At 70.8% G+C, this 15,911-nt stretch carries 14 protein-coding genes and 1 tRNA gene; 10 read left to right on the plus strand and 5 right to left on the minus strand.

Features of this window, described 5'->3' with window-relative positions; all coding sequences use genetic code 11:
* Window positions 1-408 precede the first annotated feature (408 nt).
* Both NAG42_RS24260 and NAG42_RS24265 read left to right on the plus strand, forming a co-directional pair.
* Window positions 409-2,520, plus strand: a complete 2,112-nt coding sequence (locus NAG42_RS24260; RefSeq protein WP_250033278.1) for an EAL domain-containing protein — start codon at window positions 409-411, stop codon at window positions 2,518-2,520.
* Window positions 2,521-2,562: 42 nt separating this feature from the next.
* The gene (locus tag NAG42_RS24265) at window positions 2,563-2,982 is read left to right on the plus strand and encodes a VOC family protein (protein ID WP_250033279.1); all 420 of its coding nucleotides are present in this window, start codon (window positions 2,563-2,565) and stop codon (window positions 2,980-2,982) included.
* Here NAG42_RS24265 and msrA read toward each other — a convergent pair.
* Window positions 2,973-3,485, minus strand: a complete 513-nt coding sequence (msrA, locus tag NAG42_RS24270; protein ID WP_250033280.1) for a peptide-methionine (S)-S-oxide reductase MsrA — start codon at window positions 3,483-3,485, stop codon at window positions 2,973-2,975. The genes NAG42_RS24265 and msrA overlap by 10 nt on opposite strands.
* Window positions 3,486-3,490: 5 nt before the next feature.
* The gene (locus NAG42_RS24275) at window positions 3,491-4,135 is read right to left on the minus strand and encodes a sigma-70 family RNA polymerase sigma factor (RefSeq protein ID WP_250033281.1); all 645 of its coding nucleotides are present in this window, start codon (window positions 4,133-4,135) and stop codon (window positions 3,491-3,493) included.
* 126 nt (window positions 4,136-4,261) lie between these two features.
* On the opposite strand from NAG42_RS24275, the gene NAG42_RS24280 reads away from it, so the two are divergent.
* The 3 genes from NAG42_RS24280 (at window position 4,262) to NAG42_RS24290 (ending at window position 9,631) form a co-directional block, all read left to right on the plus strand.
* Window positions 4,262-7,009 (plus strand): helix-turn-helix transcriptional regulator, encoded by a 2,748-nt coding sequence (locus NAG42_RS24280; protein WP_250033282.1) that lies wholly within the window; start codon window positions 4,262-4,264, stop codon window positions 7,007-7,009.
* Between the two features lie 160 nt (window positions 7,010-7,169).
* Window positions 7,170-8,129 (plus strand): zinc metalloprotease, encoded by a 960-nt coding sequence (locus tag NAG42_RS24285; RefSeq protein WP_250033283.1) that lies wholly within the window; start codon window positions 7,170-7,172, stop codon window positions 8,127-8,129.
* Window positions 8,130-8,293: 164 nt separating this feature from the next.
* Window positions 8,294-9,631 carry a hypothetical protein gene (locus NAG42_RS24290; protein ID WP_250033284.1) on the plus strand — a complete coding sequence of 446 codons (1,338 nt, stop codon included), beginning with the start codon at window positions 8,294-8,296 and terminating at the stop codon, window positions 9,629-9,631.
* A gap of 302 nt (window positions 9,632-9,933) precedes the next feature.
* On the opposite strand, the gene NAG42_RS24295 is transcribed toward NAG42_RS24290, so the two are convergent.
* Window positions 9,934-10,005 (minus strand) — tRNA-Val (locus tag NAG42_RS24295).
* A gap of 50 nt (window positions 10,006-10,055) precedes the next feature.
* Window positions 10,056-10,457 carry a TIGR02611 family protein gene (locus NAG42_RS24300; protein ID WP_250033285.1) on the minus strand — a complete coding sequence of 134 codons (402 nt, stop codon included), beginning with the start codon at window positions 10,455-10,457 and terminating at the stop codon, window positions 10,056-10,058.
* 275 nt (window positions 10,458-10,732) lie between these two features.
* Between NAG42_RS24300 and NAG42_RS24305 the strand changes: the two genes are divergently transcribed.
* The 4 genes from NAG42_RS24305 (at window position 10,733) to NAG42_RS24320 (ending at window position 12,965) form a co-directional block, all read left to right on the plus strand.
* Window positions 10,733-11,164 carry an SsgA family sporulation/cell division regulator gene (locus NAG42_RS24305; RefSeq protein WP_020514863.1) on the plus strand — a complete coding sequence of 144 codons (432 nt, stop codon included), beginning with the start codon at window positions 10,733-10,735 and terminating at the stop codon, window positions 11,162-11,164.
* A 186-nt stretch (window positions 11,165-11,350) separates the two neighbouring features.
* Window positions 11,351-12,199, plus strand: a complete 849-nt coding sequence (locus tag NAG42_RS24310) for a helix-turn-helix domain-containing protein (protein WP_250033286.1) — start codon at window positions 11,351-11,353, stop codon at window positions 12,197-12,199.
* A 65-nt stretch (window positions 12,200-12,264) separates the two neighbouring features.
* A complete protein-coding gene (locus NAG42_RS24315; protein WP_184956002.1) occupies window positions 12,265-12,720 on the plus strand; it encodes an RrF2 family transcriptional regulator in 456 nt (151 codons plus the stop codon).
* A gap of 65 nt (window positions 12,721-12,785) precedes the next feature.
* A complete protein-coding gene (locus NAG42_RS24320) occupies window positions 12,786-12,965 on the plus strand; it encodes a DUF4236 domain-containing protein (RefSeq protein WP_250033287.1) in 180 nt (59 codons plus the stop codon).
* Between the two features lie 37 nt (window positions 12,966-13,002).
* Here the strand turns inward: NAG42_RS24320 and NAG42_RS24325 are convergent, their stop codons facing one another.
* Window positions 13,003-13,908, minus strand: a complete 906-nt coding sequence (locus NAG42_RS24325; RefSeq protein WP_250033288.1) for a hypothetical protein — start codon at window positions 13,906-13,908, stop codon at window positions 13,003-13,005.
* 67 nt (window positions 13,909-13,975) lie between these two features.
* Here NAG42_RS24325 and NAG42_RS24330 point away from each other — a divergent pair, with 67 nt between their 5' ends.
* Window positions 13,976-15,697 carry a fibronectin type III domain-containing protein gene (locus NAG42_RS24330; protein ID WP_250033289.1) on the plus strand — a complete coding sequence of 574 codons (1,722 nt, stop codon included), beginning with the start codon at window positions 13,976-13,978 and terminating at the stop codon, window positions 15,695-15,697.
* Window positions 15,698-15,911 lie beyond the last annotated feature (214 nt).

Genomic DNA, 15,911 nt, shown 5'->3' on the forward strand with positions numbered 1-15,911 from the left:
CGAGGAGTGCACTCGACTCTCCTAGTTCGCGTCAGGTTGCTCAGAGTGATTTTTTCCTTGATGAGTAACTGTGTTGCTACCTCAGATTTCGCCGTAGTAATGCTTTGAGCTGGAAAGACTTGTCATATTTTCCTTGATGGGTCCTTGATTGGGCAGCCGAGATGCACTACTCAGAGTGAATTCTGCCGTGAGGCTGCGTCGGTCTTCGTGTGGCCGGATGAGACGTCCTTCGGGTGCAGGGTAACTCCGGCGTCGAGCGGGCCACGGTCCGCCGCGCATGGGAGGCGGGGAGGGTGGGCATTGCCTCAGGGGAGATCGATTTGATTGGGGCGGGTTGGTCGCTATCATCAGCGGACGCCGCACTCGGAAGCGCTCCAATGCGGGAGTGCTCGAAACCGGAGGCGTTCGATGGCGAATCAGCGCTTGGCGGTGATGGTGGGCGTCAACGACGCCGGCCCGCACCCGCGCCTTCGTTTCGCCGAGCGGGACGCCGAGGCCCTGCGTGACCAGCTGGAGCTCGAAGGCTTCGAGACCTGCCTGTTGATCGGCGCGGAGGCCACCGCGGCCGAGATCAAGGCGACTCTGCGCCAAGCCGTTATGCGGTCCGACACCTCGGATGTCCTGGTTGTCTATTTCGCCGGGCACACGGTCACTCCGGAGTGGAGCCGGGGTACCGATACCTATCTGGTCACCCCCGATCTCGACGAATCGGCCCTTTCCGAAAATCCGGATTCGGGGCTTCGGATGGCTTTTCTCGAACGGGATGTGCTCGAGTTCTTCGCCGGGCCGGCCGTCCTGCTCGTCGACGCGGCCGGTGATGCCCACGTCGCGCCACAGGCCGGCTACAGCGCGCTGACCTCCTATCAGCCCGACGCCGCGAGCCGGGAGGACCCGGTCATCCAGCACGGCGTCCTCACCGCGCACATCCTCGCCACGCTCCGCCGGCGGCCGGGCGTCACGTTCGGGTCGCTCGTTCTCGCCGTACGGGAACAGGGGTTGACCCCCCAGGTGGTGAATCCGCCGTGGGGTGACGGGATCGTGCTCGCCGGGCCGGCCGGTCAGCCCCGCACGCCCGCGTCGCTGCCGCTGGCCAATCCGATGGACGCGGCCGCGGGCGACATCCTGCACCTGATCAGCCGGCTCACCCACCACGCCCGGATGCCCCGCCACGCCGCCCCGCGATCGGCCGGCAGCCGGGCCGAGGCCGGTGTGGCCGCGCCCTCGCGTGTCGAATACCTGCGGGCCGCGACCGACGCCCACTCCACGGCGCTGCTCGAGTACACCCCCAACGGCTTCCAGACGATCGACTCGTCCAAGCGCTTCGACCTCGACGTGATCCGGCCGCTGCTGCGCTTCCCGGCCGGCGCCGACTGGTTCGGGCACACCGTGCACGACGATCACCGCACGGTGCTCTGCGTGCCGCTGCGTCACGCCGAGGGCCGCTCCCTGCTGCTGGCCCTGGTCGACCCGGCCACCGATCTGCTCGGGCTCGGCCAGCCGCTGGCCAAAATCCTCGAGACCATCTGGCGTACGGATTTCGCCGCCTCCCCGGACGAGGCCGAGGTCGAGGTGCTGACCGCGCTGCGCGACGCGTTCGGCCGGCTGCCGGTGCCGCTCTACGAGCACTGTTTCGAGCTCTACCGGCGGGTCATGGAGTCGTACTGTGTCGTCTTCCAGCCGGTCGTGACACTCGGCAAGACCGCCCGGCGGGTGGGGGTGCACAGTTACGAGGCCCTGGCCCGGCGCTCGCCGAGCGACCAGCGCGCCCCCGTCGCCATGCTGCGCCTGGCCGAGGTGTGGGGTGACCGGTTCGTCGTCGAGCGCGACAAGGTGATCCTGCGGATGGCCCTGCGCGCGTACGCCCAGGCCCACGCCGAAGGGCCGTGGGCTCAGCCCAAACCGGTCTCGGTCAACGTCGCCGTGCGGTCACTGTTGAGTGACGCGTACGTCGAGGTCCTGCGCACGATGATCGCCGAGCTGGGCATCGACCCCGAGACGGTGACGCTGGAGATCTCCGAGCAGGACCCGATCGAGCCCCGCCGCGGCGAGCAGTGGGCCGAGGCTCCGCACGCCTACTTCCACAACCGGCTGGCCGCGATCGCGCGCGACGTCGGGGTGGCGTTCGCGGTCGACGACTTCGGCGAGGGGTACGCGTCGCTGTCGCGCATGGCCGAGTTGCCGCTCACCCAGATCAAGGTCGACCGGGCGATTCTGCACCACCCGCTCGCGGCCAAGGAGTTGTCGCTGGTCATGGACACGGCCCGGTACGCCGGCCACGCCCCGCGGGTGGTCATCGTCGAGGGCGTGGACAACGAGTCGCCGCTGACCCTGCGCGAGATCTACGAGCAGCGCATCCGTCACGTGCAGGGCTACATCACCCGGCAGCCGGCCGGCCCGACCCTGAGCACGATCTCGCCGGAGACCTCCGAATACATCGCGGCCCTGGTCCGGGGCGACGACGAGCACCGCGACACCCTGATCACCCGGGCCGACGACATCCCGTTGCAGCGCGGAGCCTGACAGCGGTCACCTGGTGGCCGCTATTGCGGGCACGGTGAGGTCATGACTTCTTCGATCGACCGCGCGGGCTCCCGGATCGACCACCTGAACATCGCCGTACCCGACCTGGGTGCCGCCGTGGCCTTCTACGAGCCGGTGCTGGCCTCCATCGGGATCACCAAGATGCTCCAGATCCCGCCGAACGCGACCCCGAACCAGCCGACCGCGATGACCGGGTTCGGGCTGGCCGGGGTGAAGCCGTACTTCTGGCTCATCGACGGCGGCACCGTGGGCACCAACATGCACGTGGCGTTCACCGTCGACCGCCGGGAGGACGTCGCCACCTTCTATGACGCCGCGTTGAAGGCCGGCGCCACCTCACTGCTGGAGCCGGCCGTCCATCCCGAATATCACGACGACTACTACGGCGGTTTCGTGCTCGACCCGCACGGCATCAACCTGGAAGCGGTCTGTCACGCCTGAGCGTCGGCGCGGCGCGGCAGCTTCCAGTCGGGGCGCGGGAAGTGGCAGGTGTAACCGTCCGGGATGCGCTCCAGGTAATCCTGGTGCTCCGGCTCGGCCTCCCAGAACGGCCCGGCCGCGGTCACCTCGGTGACCACCTTGCCCGGCCACAGCCCCGACGCCTCGACGTCGGCGATCGTGTCCTCGGCCACCCGCTTCTGCTCGTCGGTCTCGTAGAAGATCGCCGAGCGGTAGCTGGTGCCGACGTCGTTACCCTGCCGGTTCAGCGTCGTCGGGTCGTGGATCTGGAAGAAGAACTCCAGCAGATCCCGGTACGACGTCTGAGCCGGGTCGAACGTGATCTCGATGGCCTCGGCGTGCCCGTCGTGGTGGTAATAGGTCGCGTCGGCCACGGTGCCGCCGGTGTAACCGACCCGCGTCGAAACGACCCCCGGCCGCCGCCGGATCAGGTCCTGCATCCCCCAGAAACAGCCCCCGGCCAGAATCGCCTTCTCCGTCGCCATACCGCTCACCTCACTGATCGCCCGACAACCCATCGTCCAGCCTGCCCCGAGCGGCCGCCGGAGGCACTGTCAGTTCGGTCACGTGCCAGCAGCTCGACCAGCCGGGCCATGGCGCCCGCCCGAGCCGCCTCGAGGAAGGCTGTGAGCAGCTCCTCGCGCATCGCCGGGTCGACCGGACGGTGTCGCGGCTCGGTCAGGTGCCGGCGGGCCCGGCTGGCCAGTTGCCGCGCGCTCGCCTCACTGACCCCGAGCACCCCGGCGATCTCGCGGAACGGGTAGCCGAAGGCCTCGTGGAGCAGATAAGCGGCACACTCGGCCGGGGTCAGCCGTTCCACCAGCAGCTGGACGGCGGCCGCGAGGGACTCGCCGCGCTCGGCCTCCCGCGCCGGGTCGTCGGCCGCCGGCCGGAACTCCGGTGCCCAGCGGCCGGTGCTCACCTCGCGACGGGCGTGAGCCGAGGTGGCCGTGTTCAGCGCGACCCGCCGGGTGACGGTCACGAGGAACGCGATCGGGTCCCGGACCTCGGCCGGGTCGGTGCGGTGCCAGCGGATCCACACATCCTGGACGACGTCCTCAGCGTCGGCGCTGCGACCCAGAATGCGGTAGGCGACTGTGAACAGTTGGGCACGGACGCTCTGATCGATCACCACGGTCGGCACCTCCTCTCGTGGTCGAGGATCGCCGCCGGGGCCGGCCGGTCGAGTCCGCCAACACGCCAGCCGGCGTGGCCAGTCCCGATTGACGCGACCTGGCCAGCGGTTATAGCGTCCGGGGCGATGTCGATCAGCCCGGCCATGCGCGATCGGCGCGACGAATGCCAGGTTCTGGATCAATTGCTGACCAGCGTGCGGGCGAGCCGGAGCCAGGTGCTGGTCGTGCGGGGCGAGGCCGGGGTCGGCAAATCGGTCCTGCTGGACTACCTGGCCCGCAACGCCTCCGGCTGCCGGGTCGCCCGGGCGGCCGGGCACGAGTACGAGATGGAGCTCGCCTACGCGGGCCTGCATCAGCTGTGCGCGCCGTTGCTCGACCTGAGTGATCGGCTGCCCGGTCCCCAGCGGGATGCCCTCGCGGCGGCCTTCGGACTGAGCTCGGCCCCGGCCCCCGATCGTTTCATCGTCGGACTGGCGGTGCTCGGCCTGCTCTCCGCGGCCGCCGAGGACGAGCCGCATCTGTGGATAGTCGACGACGCCCAGTGGCTGGACCGGGCGTCGGCGTTGACGCTCGCGTTCGTCGCCCGCCGCCTGCTCGCCGAATCGGCCGGCCTGGTCTTCGCGGTGCGGGAGCCGGGCAGCGTTCCGGAGCTGACCGGGCTGCCCGAGCTCGCGCTGGGCGGGCTGCCCGACAGCGACGCCTCGGCCCTGCTCGACTCGGCCCTCCGCGGGCGCCTGGACGAGCACGTCCGGGACCGCATCATCGCCGAGTCGCGCGGCAACCCGCTGGCCCTGCTCGAGCTGCCCCGGGGGTTGACGCCGACCGAGCTGGCCGGGGGTTTCGGCGTGCTCGAGGTGTCGCTGCTGGCCAACCGGATCGAGCAGAGTTTCCTGCGGCGGCTCGACGCACTTCCCGAGCAGACCCGGCGACTGCTGCTGACGGCGGCGGCCGAGCCGGTGGGTGACGTGGCCCTGCTCTGGCGGGCGGCCGCCGTGCTCGGGCTCGGCGCCGGTGCCGCCGCCCCGGCACAGTCGGCCGGGCTGATCGATCTGCGCGGCCGGGTGCGTTTCCGCCATCCGCTGGTGCGCTCGGCGATCTATCGGACCGCCACCCTGCCCGAACGGGAGCGAGTGCACCGGGCGCTGGCCGAGGCCACCGATCCGGGCGTCGACCCCGACCGCCGGGCGTGGCACCGGGCGTACGCGACGACCGTGCCCGACGAGGGCATCGCCGCGGAGCTGGAGCTGTCCGCCGGACGCGCGGCCGACCGGGGCGGGCTGGCCGCCGCGGCCGCCTTCCTCGAGCGCGCGGCCGAGCTCACTCCCGATCCGGCCCGCCGGGGGCGGCGGGCCCTCAATGCCGCCCAGGCCACCTTCGAGTCGGGGTCACCGGAGGCGGCGAAGAAGCACCTGGCGCTGGCCGCGTTGTGCCCGCTGGACGACCTCGACCGGGCCCGGCTGACCCATCTGCGGGCCCGGATCGCCTTCGCGCTCCGGCGGGGCAGCGACGCTCCGCCCCTGCTGCTCGAGGCCGCCACCGAGCTGGCGCCGCTGGACAGCGGGACGGCCCGCGAGGCCTACCTGGAGGCGCTCGGGGCGGCCATCTTCGCCGGGCGCTTCAACGACCGGATCGGCCCGCGTCAGGTGGCCGAGGCCGTACGCACGGCACCCCCGGCCGGATCGCCACCGCGGCCGATCGACCTGCTCCTCGAAGGACTGGCGACCCGGTACACCGGGGGCTACGTCGCCGGCGTGGCGCCGCTGCGGGCCGCGCTCGAGGTGTTCGGACGCGGCGCCGCGGACGACCCGGGCGAGGTGACCCGATGGTTCTGGTTGCCCTGGCTGGTCGCCGGCGACCTGTGGGACGACGAGACCTGGCACGGGCTGGCCACCCGGGCGGTCCGGCTCGTCCGCGAGGCCGGCGCGCTCACCATGCTGCCGCTGGCGCTGGGCAACCGCGCCGTCGTGCACCTGCACGCCGGAGAGTTCGCGGCGGCCTCGTCGCTGGCCGAGGAGGCCGACGCGATCACCGAGGCCACCGGGAACGCCCCGGTCCGGTACTCCTCCATCCTGCTCGCCGCGTGGCGGGGCGTCGACGATGCCGGCAGCCCGGACATCGAGTGGAATCTGCAGAACGCGCTCGAGCGCCGCGAGGGACGGGCGATCGGCGGCTACGGCTACACGTCCGCGGTGCGCGACAACGGCCTCGGCCGCTACGAGGCGGCGATGGCCGGCGCCCGATCGGCGGTCGAGTACGACGACCTCGGCATCACCGGGTTCGCGCTGGTCGAGCTGATCGAGGCGGCGGCCCGCAGCGGCGCGTACGACGAGGCCGCAGTAGCCCTGCGCCGGCTCGAGGAACGAACAAATGCGGCCGGCACCGACTGGGCGCTCGGTGTCCAGGCCTGGTCGGGTGCCCTGCTGAGCGAGGGCAAAGCCGCCGAGGCCCTGTACACCGAGGCGATCGAGCGGCTCGGTCGCAGCCGGATCAGCCTGCACCGGGCCCGAGCCCACCTGGTCTACGGCGAGTGGCTGCGGCGCGAGAACCGCCGCGTCGACGCCCGCGAGCAGCTGGGGACCGCGTACGAGATGTTCAACCGGGCCGGGGCCGAGGCGTTCGCCGAGCGCGCCCGCCGCGAGCTGCTCACCACCGGTGCGACCGCCCGCCGGCGCACCGTGGAGACCCGCGTCGAGCTCACCCCGCAGGAGGGACAGATCGCCCGCCTGGCCCGCGACGGTCTGTCCAATCCCGAGATCGGCGCGCAGCTCTTCATCAGTCCCCGGACTGTGCAATACCACCTGGGCAAGGTCTTCGCCAAGCTCGAGATCACCTCCCGCGGCCAGCTCAGCCGGCTCCCGCCCGGCCGTTTCTGACCGGCGCCCGCCCCTTCGCCATGGGCCAGGTCAACGCTCCCGCCTGACCCCGGTCGGCCGGGTGGCCATCCTCGTCCGGCCGGTCGGCTGGTATCGGTGAGCGTGATTGTGCGGGACGTTCCGAGGACGGCTACGCACGACGCGAACGAGGAGGAACCTCATGCAACGAAGGCGAGTCAGCATGGCCGCGATCGGCGTCCTGGGGGCGGCGCTGGTCACGATCCCGATGAACGGGGTGGCCGCCGCGGCGATCCCGGCCGGGCAATCGGTCGCGGCCTGCTCCTCGGTGTCCAGTGAGCGCGCCCGGGACCACCGGCCGGGCGGCTCCGACCCCAACGACCTGACCCGGAGCCAGGCCGTGCAGGCGGAGAAGCAGATGACCGCCAAGCTGCGGTCGAAGGGGCTGAACTGGGCGTCCCGGGTGCCGAAGGGCCCGATCACCATCGACGTCCGGGTGCACGTCATCACCCGCGCCGACGGCACCGGGGGCGTGACGCGGCAGCAGATCGCCGACCAGATCGCCGTGCTCAACGCCGCCTACGGTGGCCGGAGCTCACGCCACGACGCTCCGACGATCTTCCGGTTCAAGACCAAGTCGGTCGACTACACCGCGAACGATGACTGGTTCGACTGGTCCAACCCGGACGTCGACCCGGCCGACGACCAGGAGGCCAAGGCGGCCCTGCACCGGGGTGGCTACGACGACCTCAACATCTACATCGCCGGGCTCTCCGACGGTCTCCTCGGCTACGCGTACTTCCCGAACGAGGCCACGCTGATCCAGGACGGTGTCGTGATCCTCAACGACAGCCTGCCCGGCGGTGCCGCCGCGCCGTACAACGAGGGCGACACGCTGACCCACGAGGCCGGCCACTGGCTCGGGCTCTACCACACCTTCGAGAACGGCTGCACGGCTCCCGGTGACGCCGTCTTCGACACGCCCTACCAGGCCGACGGCGACAACATCTTCGAATGCAACGAGTCCGACGACACCTGCCCGGCCCCGGGCCGCGACCCGGTGCACAACTTCATGAGCTACGGCGACGACCCGTGCCTCGACCGCTTCACCCTCGGCCAGAGCATCCGCATGGCCCTGGTCTGGTTCGCCTACCGGAACTGACCACCACCGACCCGTCGGCCTGTCCCCGGCTCCCGGGGGCAGGCCGATCCGGCGTACGAGATCGTCCGATCCCTAGATCATCTTGGACGAGCGGACCATGGTGGGCACCGAGCACGCCGCCGTAGCGTGGGGCCGGTTCGTGCCCGCACCTCGAGGAGCAGACGGTGGACAACGAGATCGAGCTGATCAGTGACGGCGATGGCCTGGCGGTCATCGGGCACCCGGCGGCTGTCGAACGTTTCCTCACCACCGAGGGGCTGCCGTCGAAGGACCTCGGCCTGCAACGGCTCGACACCGCCCTTTTCGCCGGATCCCTCCTGTCCAAGGCGGGCGCCGGGGTCGCCGAGCACTCCGGTCGCTGGGTCCAGCTGACCGGCCGATCAGCCGAGGCCCTGAAGAAGTACGACCTGATGAAGGGCTCGGAGAACGGCGTCAGCCGGGCCGTTCTGACCGACCACGGCAAGATCACCGGCCTGCTCGAGATCGTCCGGGGCCACCCCACCGCGCTGCTGACCAACCCGGCCATCCTGACCGGCGCGGCCGGGCTCATGGCGCAGCTCGCGATGAAACAGAGCATGGACGAGATCACCGAGTATCTCGCCGTGATCGACGCGAAGGTCGACGCCGTGCTCCGCGCCCAGACCGACGCCGTGGTGGCCGACATGATCGGGGTCGAGCTGGTCGTCGACGAGGCCCTCGAGATCCGCGACCGGGTGGGCCGGGTCTCCGAGATCACCTGGTCGAAGGTGCAGGCCACCCCGGTGCCGCTGGCCCGCACCCAGGTGTACGCGGTGCGGCAGCTCGACGCCATCGCCGAGGCCCTGGAGACCACCAAGGTCGGTGACCTGGCCCGGGCGACCAGGGAGGCCGAGGGAAAGGTTCAGGAGTGGCTGGCCGTCCTGGCCCGGTGCTTCCAGCTGCAGGACGCGGTATCGGTCCTCGAACTCGACCGGGTGCTGAACGCCTCCCCCGAGGAGCTGGAAGAGCACCGCATCGGCATTCGCATCGCCCGGCGGAACCGCATCGACATCATCGCCGGCACTACCGAGCGCCTGCTGACCCGCCTGGACGCGGCCGCCGCCACCGCCAACGCCAAGGTCCTCCTCAACCCGACTTCGTCCCGAGCCGTAGTGCACTCCACCAACCACGTCGGAACCGCCGTAACCACCTTCAACACCCGCCTCGGCCTGGACCGCGACCACCAGTCCCACAACGCCCGCCGCTGGCTCGACGCCGCCACCGAAGTACGAGACAAGGCCCTGACCACAGGTTCCGAAGTACGAGACAAGGCCCTGAACACCGGTTCCGAAGTACGCGACAAGGCCCTGAACACCGGCTCCGAAGTGCGCGACAAGGTCCTGGAAGCAGGTGCCGACAGCGTAGGCGCTGCCACCCGCTTCGGCCTGAGCGCTTTCGGCCGAGCCAAGTCAATGATCAACAAGGTCGCCACCGACCACCCCGAAAAGCCCCAACCCCAGCTGGAACCCAAAAAAGACGCCTGAACTGAGTCGCGGTGGTGGCGAACCCGTGCCCGCGCGACGTAGTCGTGCTGGTACGGGCGCAGCCCCCGACACCCTAGTTGGCGTGCCGCAGTGAGGTGCAGTTGGCGAACCCCGCTCGCGCGACGTAGTCGCGGTGGTTGGCTCGCGCGACGAAGTCGCGGTATCCGCCCCGCCACGACCGGTGAGTGAGCGGCAGAGGGGGTGCGGGTGGCGTAGCCCCCGCCTCGCGCGACGAAGTCGCGCGGAAGGAACGAGGCGGCCCGGTCTGCGCACCCCGCAGACACACTGCCGCCCCCGACTCGTGGGCGATACTGGGATCGAACCAGTGACCTCTCCGGTGTGAACGGAGCGCTCTCCCGCTGAGCTAATCGCCCTCAACGAAGACAGACTGTACTAGACCGCGTCGCTGTGGGGCGAGCAGGGGTCAGTTCAGGTAGTCCTCCGTCTCCTGGATCAGGTCGACGCCGAAGCTGAGCTTGACCGAGAAGTAGACGATCGCGCTCACGAAGACGAAGCAGACCAGGCCGACGAGCGCCTTGACGGGCCACGACTGCCGGGCGATCCAGTGGGTCCAGGCCAGTACGTGCTTCTTGGTGAACTCGAGCAGGTGTCTCGCCCAGGCGAACTCGACGGCCCAGATCGCCAGGCCGGCGATGACGATGGCCCAGCCGGGGCCGGGGAACGGGATCAGCACGATGCCGATGGCGACAACGATGGCGCCGAGCGTGGCGATCGAGATCTTCAGGGCGAGCCGGCCCGTCGGGTTGGCCCGGATCTTGTCCAGCACACCCGGTCGGGCTTGTTCGTGGTCGGGTTTCGCAGTCATTTCATCCCCCAGTGTCCCGGAGCCCCGTCACTACCCGGGAGGAATGGACGTTACCGGAGTAAGTCAACTGCTGGACCACCCGACGCCGGGCGGAACCGAGTACTTGGGCAGAACAGGACAAGATAACGCTTTACGTCTTGTGCGAATGGGTTTTCGGAACCGTCTTCCCACTACTGGGTGAGATCAGCGTATGGCGGAGCGTAACGACAGGGATCACCTGAGTATGGGAAACGCGGGGTTCACCAGCCTCGCGCGGTGCCGGGGGGAGTTCGTCCATGAGTACCATTCGTCCAACGACCGTCGAGGTCGAGACCTCACTGCGGCTCGTAGCGCCTGATGCCACGGCACTGCCCGTGCGTGCCAGCCTGCGTTACGACCCAGCCGACCCTTATGCGGTCCACGTGTTGTTCCACGCAGAATCAGCCGGTGGGGAAGCCGTGAGCTGGTCCTTTGCGCGGGAACTGCTCGTGACCGGGCTCGATGAGCCCGCGGGCATCGGAGACGTCCGGGTGTGGCCGTGGGCCACGCCGCGGGGGGACTTCGTTGCTCTCGCTTTGTCATCACCTGACGGCAATGCGTTGTTTGAGGTGCCTCGCAGCGTCCTTGTCCGATTCCTCCGTCGCACCTATGTGGTGGTGCCGCGCGGCCGGGAATCGGAGCACCTGGACGTCGACGCGGCGGTCAATCGGTTGCTGGCCGGCCGATAACGCACGGAATGCGATGGGGGCGACTCGCGCGGACTCTGCCGGTCCGCTCGGGTCGCTTTTCCGTGTACGGAACTTAAAGCTCATAACCGGACATTAGACCCTAGAAATCACGGTCCGCGATGCCCATTCGCTCAAGCTGTGTTTCAACGGGTGCATCGCTGGTCAGGGCCAGTTACCGTCGGCCCGATGTCCACTGCAGCTCTGCGGCTCGACACCGCGACCACGTTCCGTCCGCCCGGGTGGGCGGGCGTCGGCACCTGCGCTCTGGACGCTACCTCCGCCCAGCCGCCGAGCCGGCTTCCCTATCACGTCCTGCTGCTGGCCACGGCCGGTCACGGCACCGTCGAGGTCGACTTCTTCGGGCACTCGTGCCGGCCCGGCACCCTGCTCTGGATCCGTCCGGGCCAGGCCCTGCGTGTCGGCCGCAACGGGCTGATCGCGTCGGTGGTCACCTTCGACCCCCGGCTGGCCGGCGACGAGGAGCACCTGCACAGCCGCTGGCAGCTGCGCGGCGAGGACGAGGACGCGGTGATCAACGAGTTCGCCCAGCTCGCCGTGGACTGTGAGCGGCACCCGCCCGGTCCGATCGCCGCTGAGCTGCTGCGCCATCAGCTGCGCGTCCTGCTCCTGCGGGTCGCGCTGATGGCCTCGGCCGATGCGTCGGGGCCCGAGAGCCGCACCTACACCCGGTTCCGCGGGCTGCTCGAGGCCGGGCACCCGCACAGCCGCCGGGTCGAGGACTACGCCGAGGAGCTGGGCTGCTCGGTGCGGACGCTGACCCGGGCCTGCCTGTCGGTCACCGGGCGCACCGCCAAGCAGGTGGTCGACGACCGGGTCTCGCTGGAGGCGCGCCGGCTGCTCGCCTGCACACCGCTCTCGGTGGCCGAGGTGGGCCGCCACCTGGGCTTCCCCGAGCCGACCAACTTCGGTCGCTTCTTCCACCGCGAGGTCGGGATGAGCCCCGGTCAGTTCCGGGCCGAGACCTCGGACGAGCCGCACGCCGCCATCCCCGCCCAGCGACGATCGTCTGACTGAGCGTAATTCCCACAAAACCGTGGGGTATGTGCGACTCGGTGGCGCCGAGAGGGCATGATGAATGAGTGCAGATCTCCGCGCGCGGCGACTATGCGGTCCGGGCCGCTCTCAGCCTGGCGAGGGCCTACCCGGCATTGATGTCCGCCCAAGCCATCGCCCAAGACCAGGAAATGCCCCGCAAGTTCCTCGAGGCGGTGCTGGCCGATCTGCGCCGCGCGGGAGTGGTGCGGGCGCAGCGCGGCGCCGAGGGTGGCTACACATTGTCACAATCCCCGCGTGACGTGACGATCGGTCAGATCCTGCGCGCGGTCGACGGTCCGCTGGCCGGCGTGCGGGGCCTGCGTCCTGAGGAGACTCGTTACACCGGCGCGGCGGAAAATCTGCCCAACCTGTGGGTCGCCGTGCGCGCCGCCGTACGGGAAGTGGTCGACGAGGTCAATCTGGCCGAGCTCATCAGTGGGCGCATGCCGGCGCACGTCCGCAAACTGACCACCCGCCCCGATGCCTGGCAGCCGCGCTGACGTTTGCCAATTTGTCCAATCGGGAATTGATCTCCCATCCGACGCACCTTGGGAGGGACGTACCGATGGCTCTCGTCTTCCGTAAGCGTAAGAAGTTCGGCCCGCTGATCCTGAACTTCACCGAGAACGGTTTCTCCTCGTGGAGCATCAAGATCGGCCGCTGGTCCTGGAACTCGCGCAGCCGCTCGCACCGCTACGACCTGCCCGGCCCGTTCTCCTGGAAGCAGGACAAGAGCCGCTCCTGACCGTCGGCAGCCGCCGGCGGCGAGCGGCCGCCGGCAGCTACTGGACAGCGATGACGACGTCCCCGCCGAGCCGCCCCGTGGGCGGCCGGCGGGTCACCGTCCCCGCGTCGACCAGCGCGTGCAGCACCCGCGTGGCATCCGCCGAGCGATAGACCGTCTCGGTCAGGGCGAAGGTCCGCAACGCGGTCACCGTGGCCTCGCCGGCCTCACCCAGGTGAGCCAGCAGTTCCCGGCGTAGCGGCCCCGGGTGCGGCGTGAGCGAGATGTCGATGAGGTGCCGGTCAGGGTCGCCCGGGTCCCGATACCGCACCCCGGCGAACTCGTCGACCGACCACAGCGCCTCCTTGAACCCTTCGAGGCTCTTGCCGGCCGTCGTGCCGAAGACCAGCAGCTCACCGGGCTCCTCGGAGACCGCCAGCTCGACCTGGGTGAACAACGGCCAGCCACCGCGATAGGGCTCGGCCGACGCCCCGGGCGGCAGCACCAGGATCATCTCGGCCGGCTTGCCCGCGGTCAGGGCGGCCACGGTCGCCGGAGCCGGCAGTGCGGTCTCGCCGGCCGCGTCCACAAACCCCAGCAGGGGTACGCGTTGAGCCCCGATCGCCTTGAGGCCGACCGGCAGCAGCCCGTCCGTCCCGCCCGAGATCGTGTGCACCGACAGTCCGGTGCCCGCTCCCGATGCGACCTGGATCGCCTGGAGCCGGGCGTCGAGCGCCGTCAGGTCGTGGCCCGCCGCCACCATGGCGAGCTCCCGGCCCCGTACGAGATCGGCCTGCTCCGCCAGCACCCGCATCGCCGCCTCGGCCGCCGCCCCGTCGTCCGCGTCGGCGTAGCCGTGCGCGTAGATCACCCGCCGGGCCCGGTGCAGAGCGGCCGGCGCCCAGGCCTCGAGGTAGCGGACCAGCAGCTCCCGCTTGACTGTGGCAATTGCCGAAGGGGACATGTGCGGGCTCTCCAGTGTCTGGTCAGCGAGGACTTCGCAACATTGCACTTGTACCTACAGTGGTCACATGAGCACTATGGGATACGTGGCCCCTCCCCAGCTCGCCGAACTCACCGCGCGCGCCCAGACTCTCACGTCTGCCGGCGACCTCGCTGGTGCGCGCCGCGTGCTGGCCCAGGTGCTCGATCCGGCCGACGCCGCCGACCCGCGCCGGGCCACCCCCGACCTGGCCCTGGCGGCCGCGCTGCACGCCCGCATCCTGATCGCGCTGGGCGACGCCCACGGCGCCCGGTTCTGGGCCGAGTATGCGCATGCGGCCGAGGAGCGTCTGCACGGCCCCCGCCACGACCACACGGTCGGCGCGGCGGCCACCCACGCCGCGGTGCTCCAGCGGGTCGGACAGTTCGCCCGGGCCGCCCAGGTCTACCGCCAGCTGGTCGGCGACCTCACCGAGCTCGAGGGCCCGGAGTCGCCGCGCGTGCTCGCGGCCGAGGCCGACCTGGCCACCGCCGAACACTCAGCCGGTCACTGCACCGCCGCCCGCTCCCGGCTCGGAGCCGCCTGGCGCCGGCACACCCGGCTCCACGGTGAGGCGTCCGCCCCCGGTATAAAGATGCTGGCCCGGCTGGGCGCGATGGAGCGCGAGTGCGGGCGGGACGCCGAATCCCGCGAGCACCTGGCCCAGGCCCAGCAGCTGTGCGCCCGCTATCTGCCCGACGACCACCCTCTCGTACGCCAAGTCACCGCGCTCGCCACGGCCGGGCCCTCGGGCAACCACGTCTGCGGCCGGGTCGAGCAGTCCGAGGGCCCCGGCACGACCACAGCGGGCGGCCCCGGCGTGACCACAGCGGGCGCCCCCGGCGTGACCACAGTGGGCGGCCCCGGCGTGACCACAGCGGGCGCCCCCGGCGTGACCACAGTGGGCGGCCCCGGCGTGACCACAGCGGGTGGCCCCGGCGTGACCACGGTGGGTGCCCCCGGCGTCCGCACGCTGCCGTTCCCACGCCGCCCCACGGTGCCCGACCCCGACCCGGCCGACGACCCGTCCCTGCCGCCCCCGGACAACCGGCCGACCGACCCCAACGGCTCGGTCTATCAGCAGCCGCTCTATCTGGCCGACGTGCATCAGGACACCGACGACCTGGCCGGCGGCCGCCACGCCCGCGCCGACACCCCGCCGCCGCTGCCCGGCCGGCGCGCGCCCGACTACGGCCCCGACGGCCGTCCGCAGCCGATCGGTTCCGCGCCCGCCAGCACCTACACGCTGCCGCCCAACACCGAGAGCCGGCTACCCGTCCGCGCCGAGCCCGCACCCACCCGTCGCCGCCAGCCGTTCCTGCTGGCCGCCGTCCTGGTGGCCGGCGTGGCCGCCGCCGTGGCCGTGGTCGCCCTGACCCTGCCCGACGCCAACGGCGACGAGAGCCCGGCCGCCGCCCCCACCCCGGCCGCCACCTCCGCTCCGGCCGCGTCCGCCTCCGCCGCGGCGCCGGCCACCCCCACGACCCGCCCGCCGACGGCCGACCCCGGCGCCCCCACCGCGCTCAAGCTGCGCGACAACCGCGACAGCGTCACCCTCCAGTGGACCTACCCGAAGGACTCCGAGGGCCCGATCCTGGTCTCGGGCAGTCGCGCCGGCCAGCCCCAGAAACCGTTCCAGCAGCTCCCCGCGGGCAGCGCCGACTACGTCGTCTACGGCCTGAACGAGCAGCTGAACTACTGCTTCACCATCTCAGTGGCCTACGGCACCAACAACATCGCCCGCTCAGTCCCGGCCTGCACCAAGCGCTGACCGCCCGTCCCGCCCGCTCAACCGGATCTGGCGCGGTACGGCCTGCCTTACACTTGCTTCGTGACTACCACTGATCGGGTGCGTGTCGACACCGGCGCCGGCGGGTGAGGAATGAGCGGCTACTCGTGCTGGCGGGACATTCGGTCCGAGTACGTCGAGCGGGCCGGCGGCGAGGAAGCAGTCGCTGAGGGCAAGCGGCAATTGTTCGCGACGA

Origin of the sequence: Paractinoplanes maris (assembly GCF_023544465.1) — a bacterium.
GTDB classification, from domain to species: domain Bacteria; phylum Actinomycetota; class Actinomycetes; order Mycobacteriales; family Micromonosporaceae; genus Actinoplanes; species Actinoplanes maris.

Bases quoted from the DNA above. Each gene is read 5' to 3' on its own strand.
- NAG42_RS24260 (WP_250033278.1), top strand. From the start codon at position 409: ATGGCGAATCAGCGCTTGGCGGTGATGGTGGGCGTCAACGACGCCGGC.
- NAG42_RS24330 (WP_250033289.1), top strand. From the start codon at position 13,976: ATGAGCACTATGGGATACGTGGCCCCTCCCCAGCTCGCCGAACTCACC.
- NAG42_RS24305 (WP_020514863.1), top strand. From the start codon at position 10,733: ATGAGTACCATTCGTCCAACGACCGTCGAGGTCGAGACCTCACTGCGG.
- NAG42_RS24265 (WP_250033279.1), top strand. From the start codon at position 2,563: ATGACTTCTTCGATCGACCGCGCGGGCTCCCGGATCGACCACCTGAAC.
- NAG42_RS24320 (WP_250033287.1), top strand. From the start codon at position 12,786: ATGGCTCTCGTCTTCCGTAAGCGTAAGAAGTTCGGCCCGCTGATCCTG.
- NAG42_RS24285 (WP_250033283.1), top strand. From the start codon at position 7,170: ATGCAACGAAGGCGAGTCAGCATGGCCGCGATCGGCGTCCTGGGGGCG.
- NAG42_RS24280 (WP_250033282.1), top strand. From the start codon at position 4,262: ATGTCGATCAGCCCGGCCATGCGCGATCGGCGCGACGAATGCCAGGTT.
- NAG42_RS24300 (WP_250033285.1), bottom strand. From the start codon at position 10,457: ATGACTGCGAAACCCGACCACGAACAAGCCCGACCGGGTGTGCTGGAC.
- NAG42_RS24310 (WP_250033286.1), top strand. From the start codon at position 11,351: ATGTCCACTGCAGCTCTGCGGCTCGACACCGCGACCACGTTCCGTCCG.
- msrA (WP_250033280.1), bottom strand. From the start codon at position 3,485: ATGGCGACGGAGAAGGCGATTCTGGCCGGGGGCTGTTTCTGGGGGATG.
- NAG42_RS24325 (WP_250033288.1), bottom strand. From the start codon at position 13,908: ATGTCCCCTTCGGCAATTGCCACAGTCAAGCGGGAGCTGCTGGTCCGC.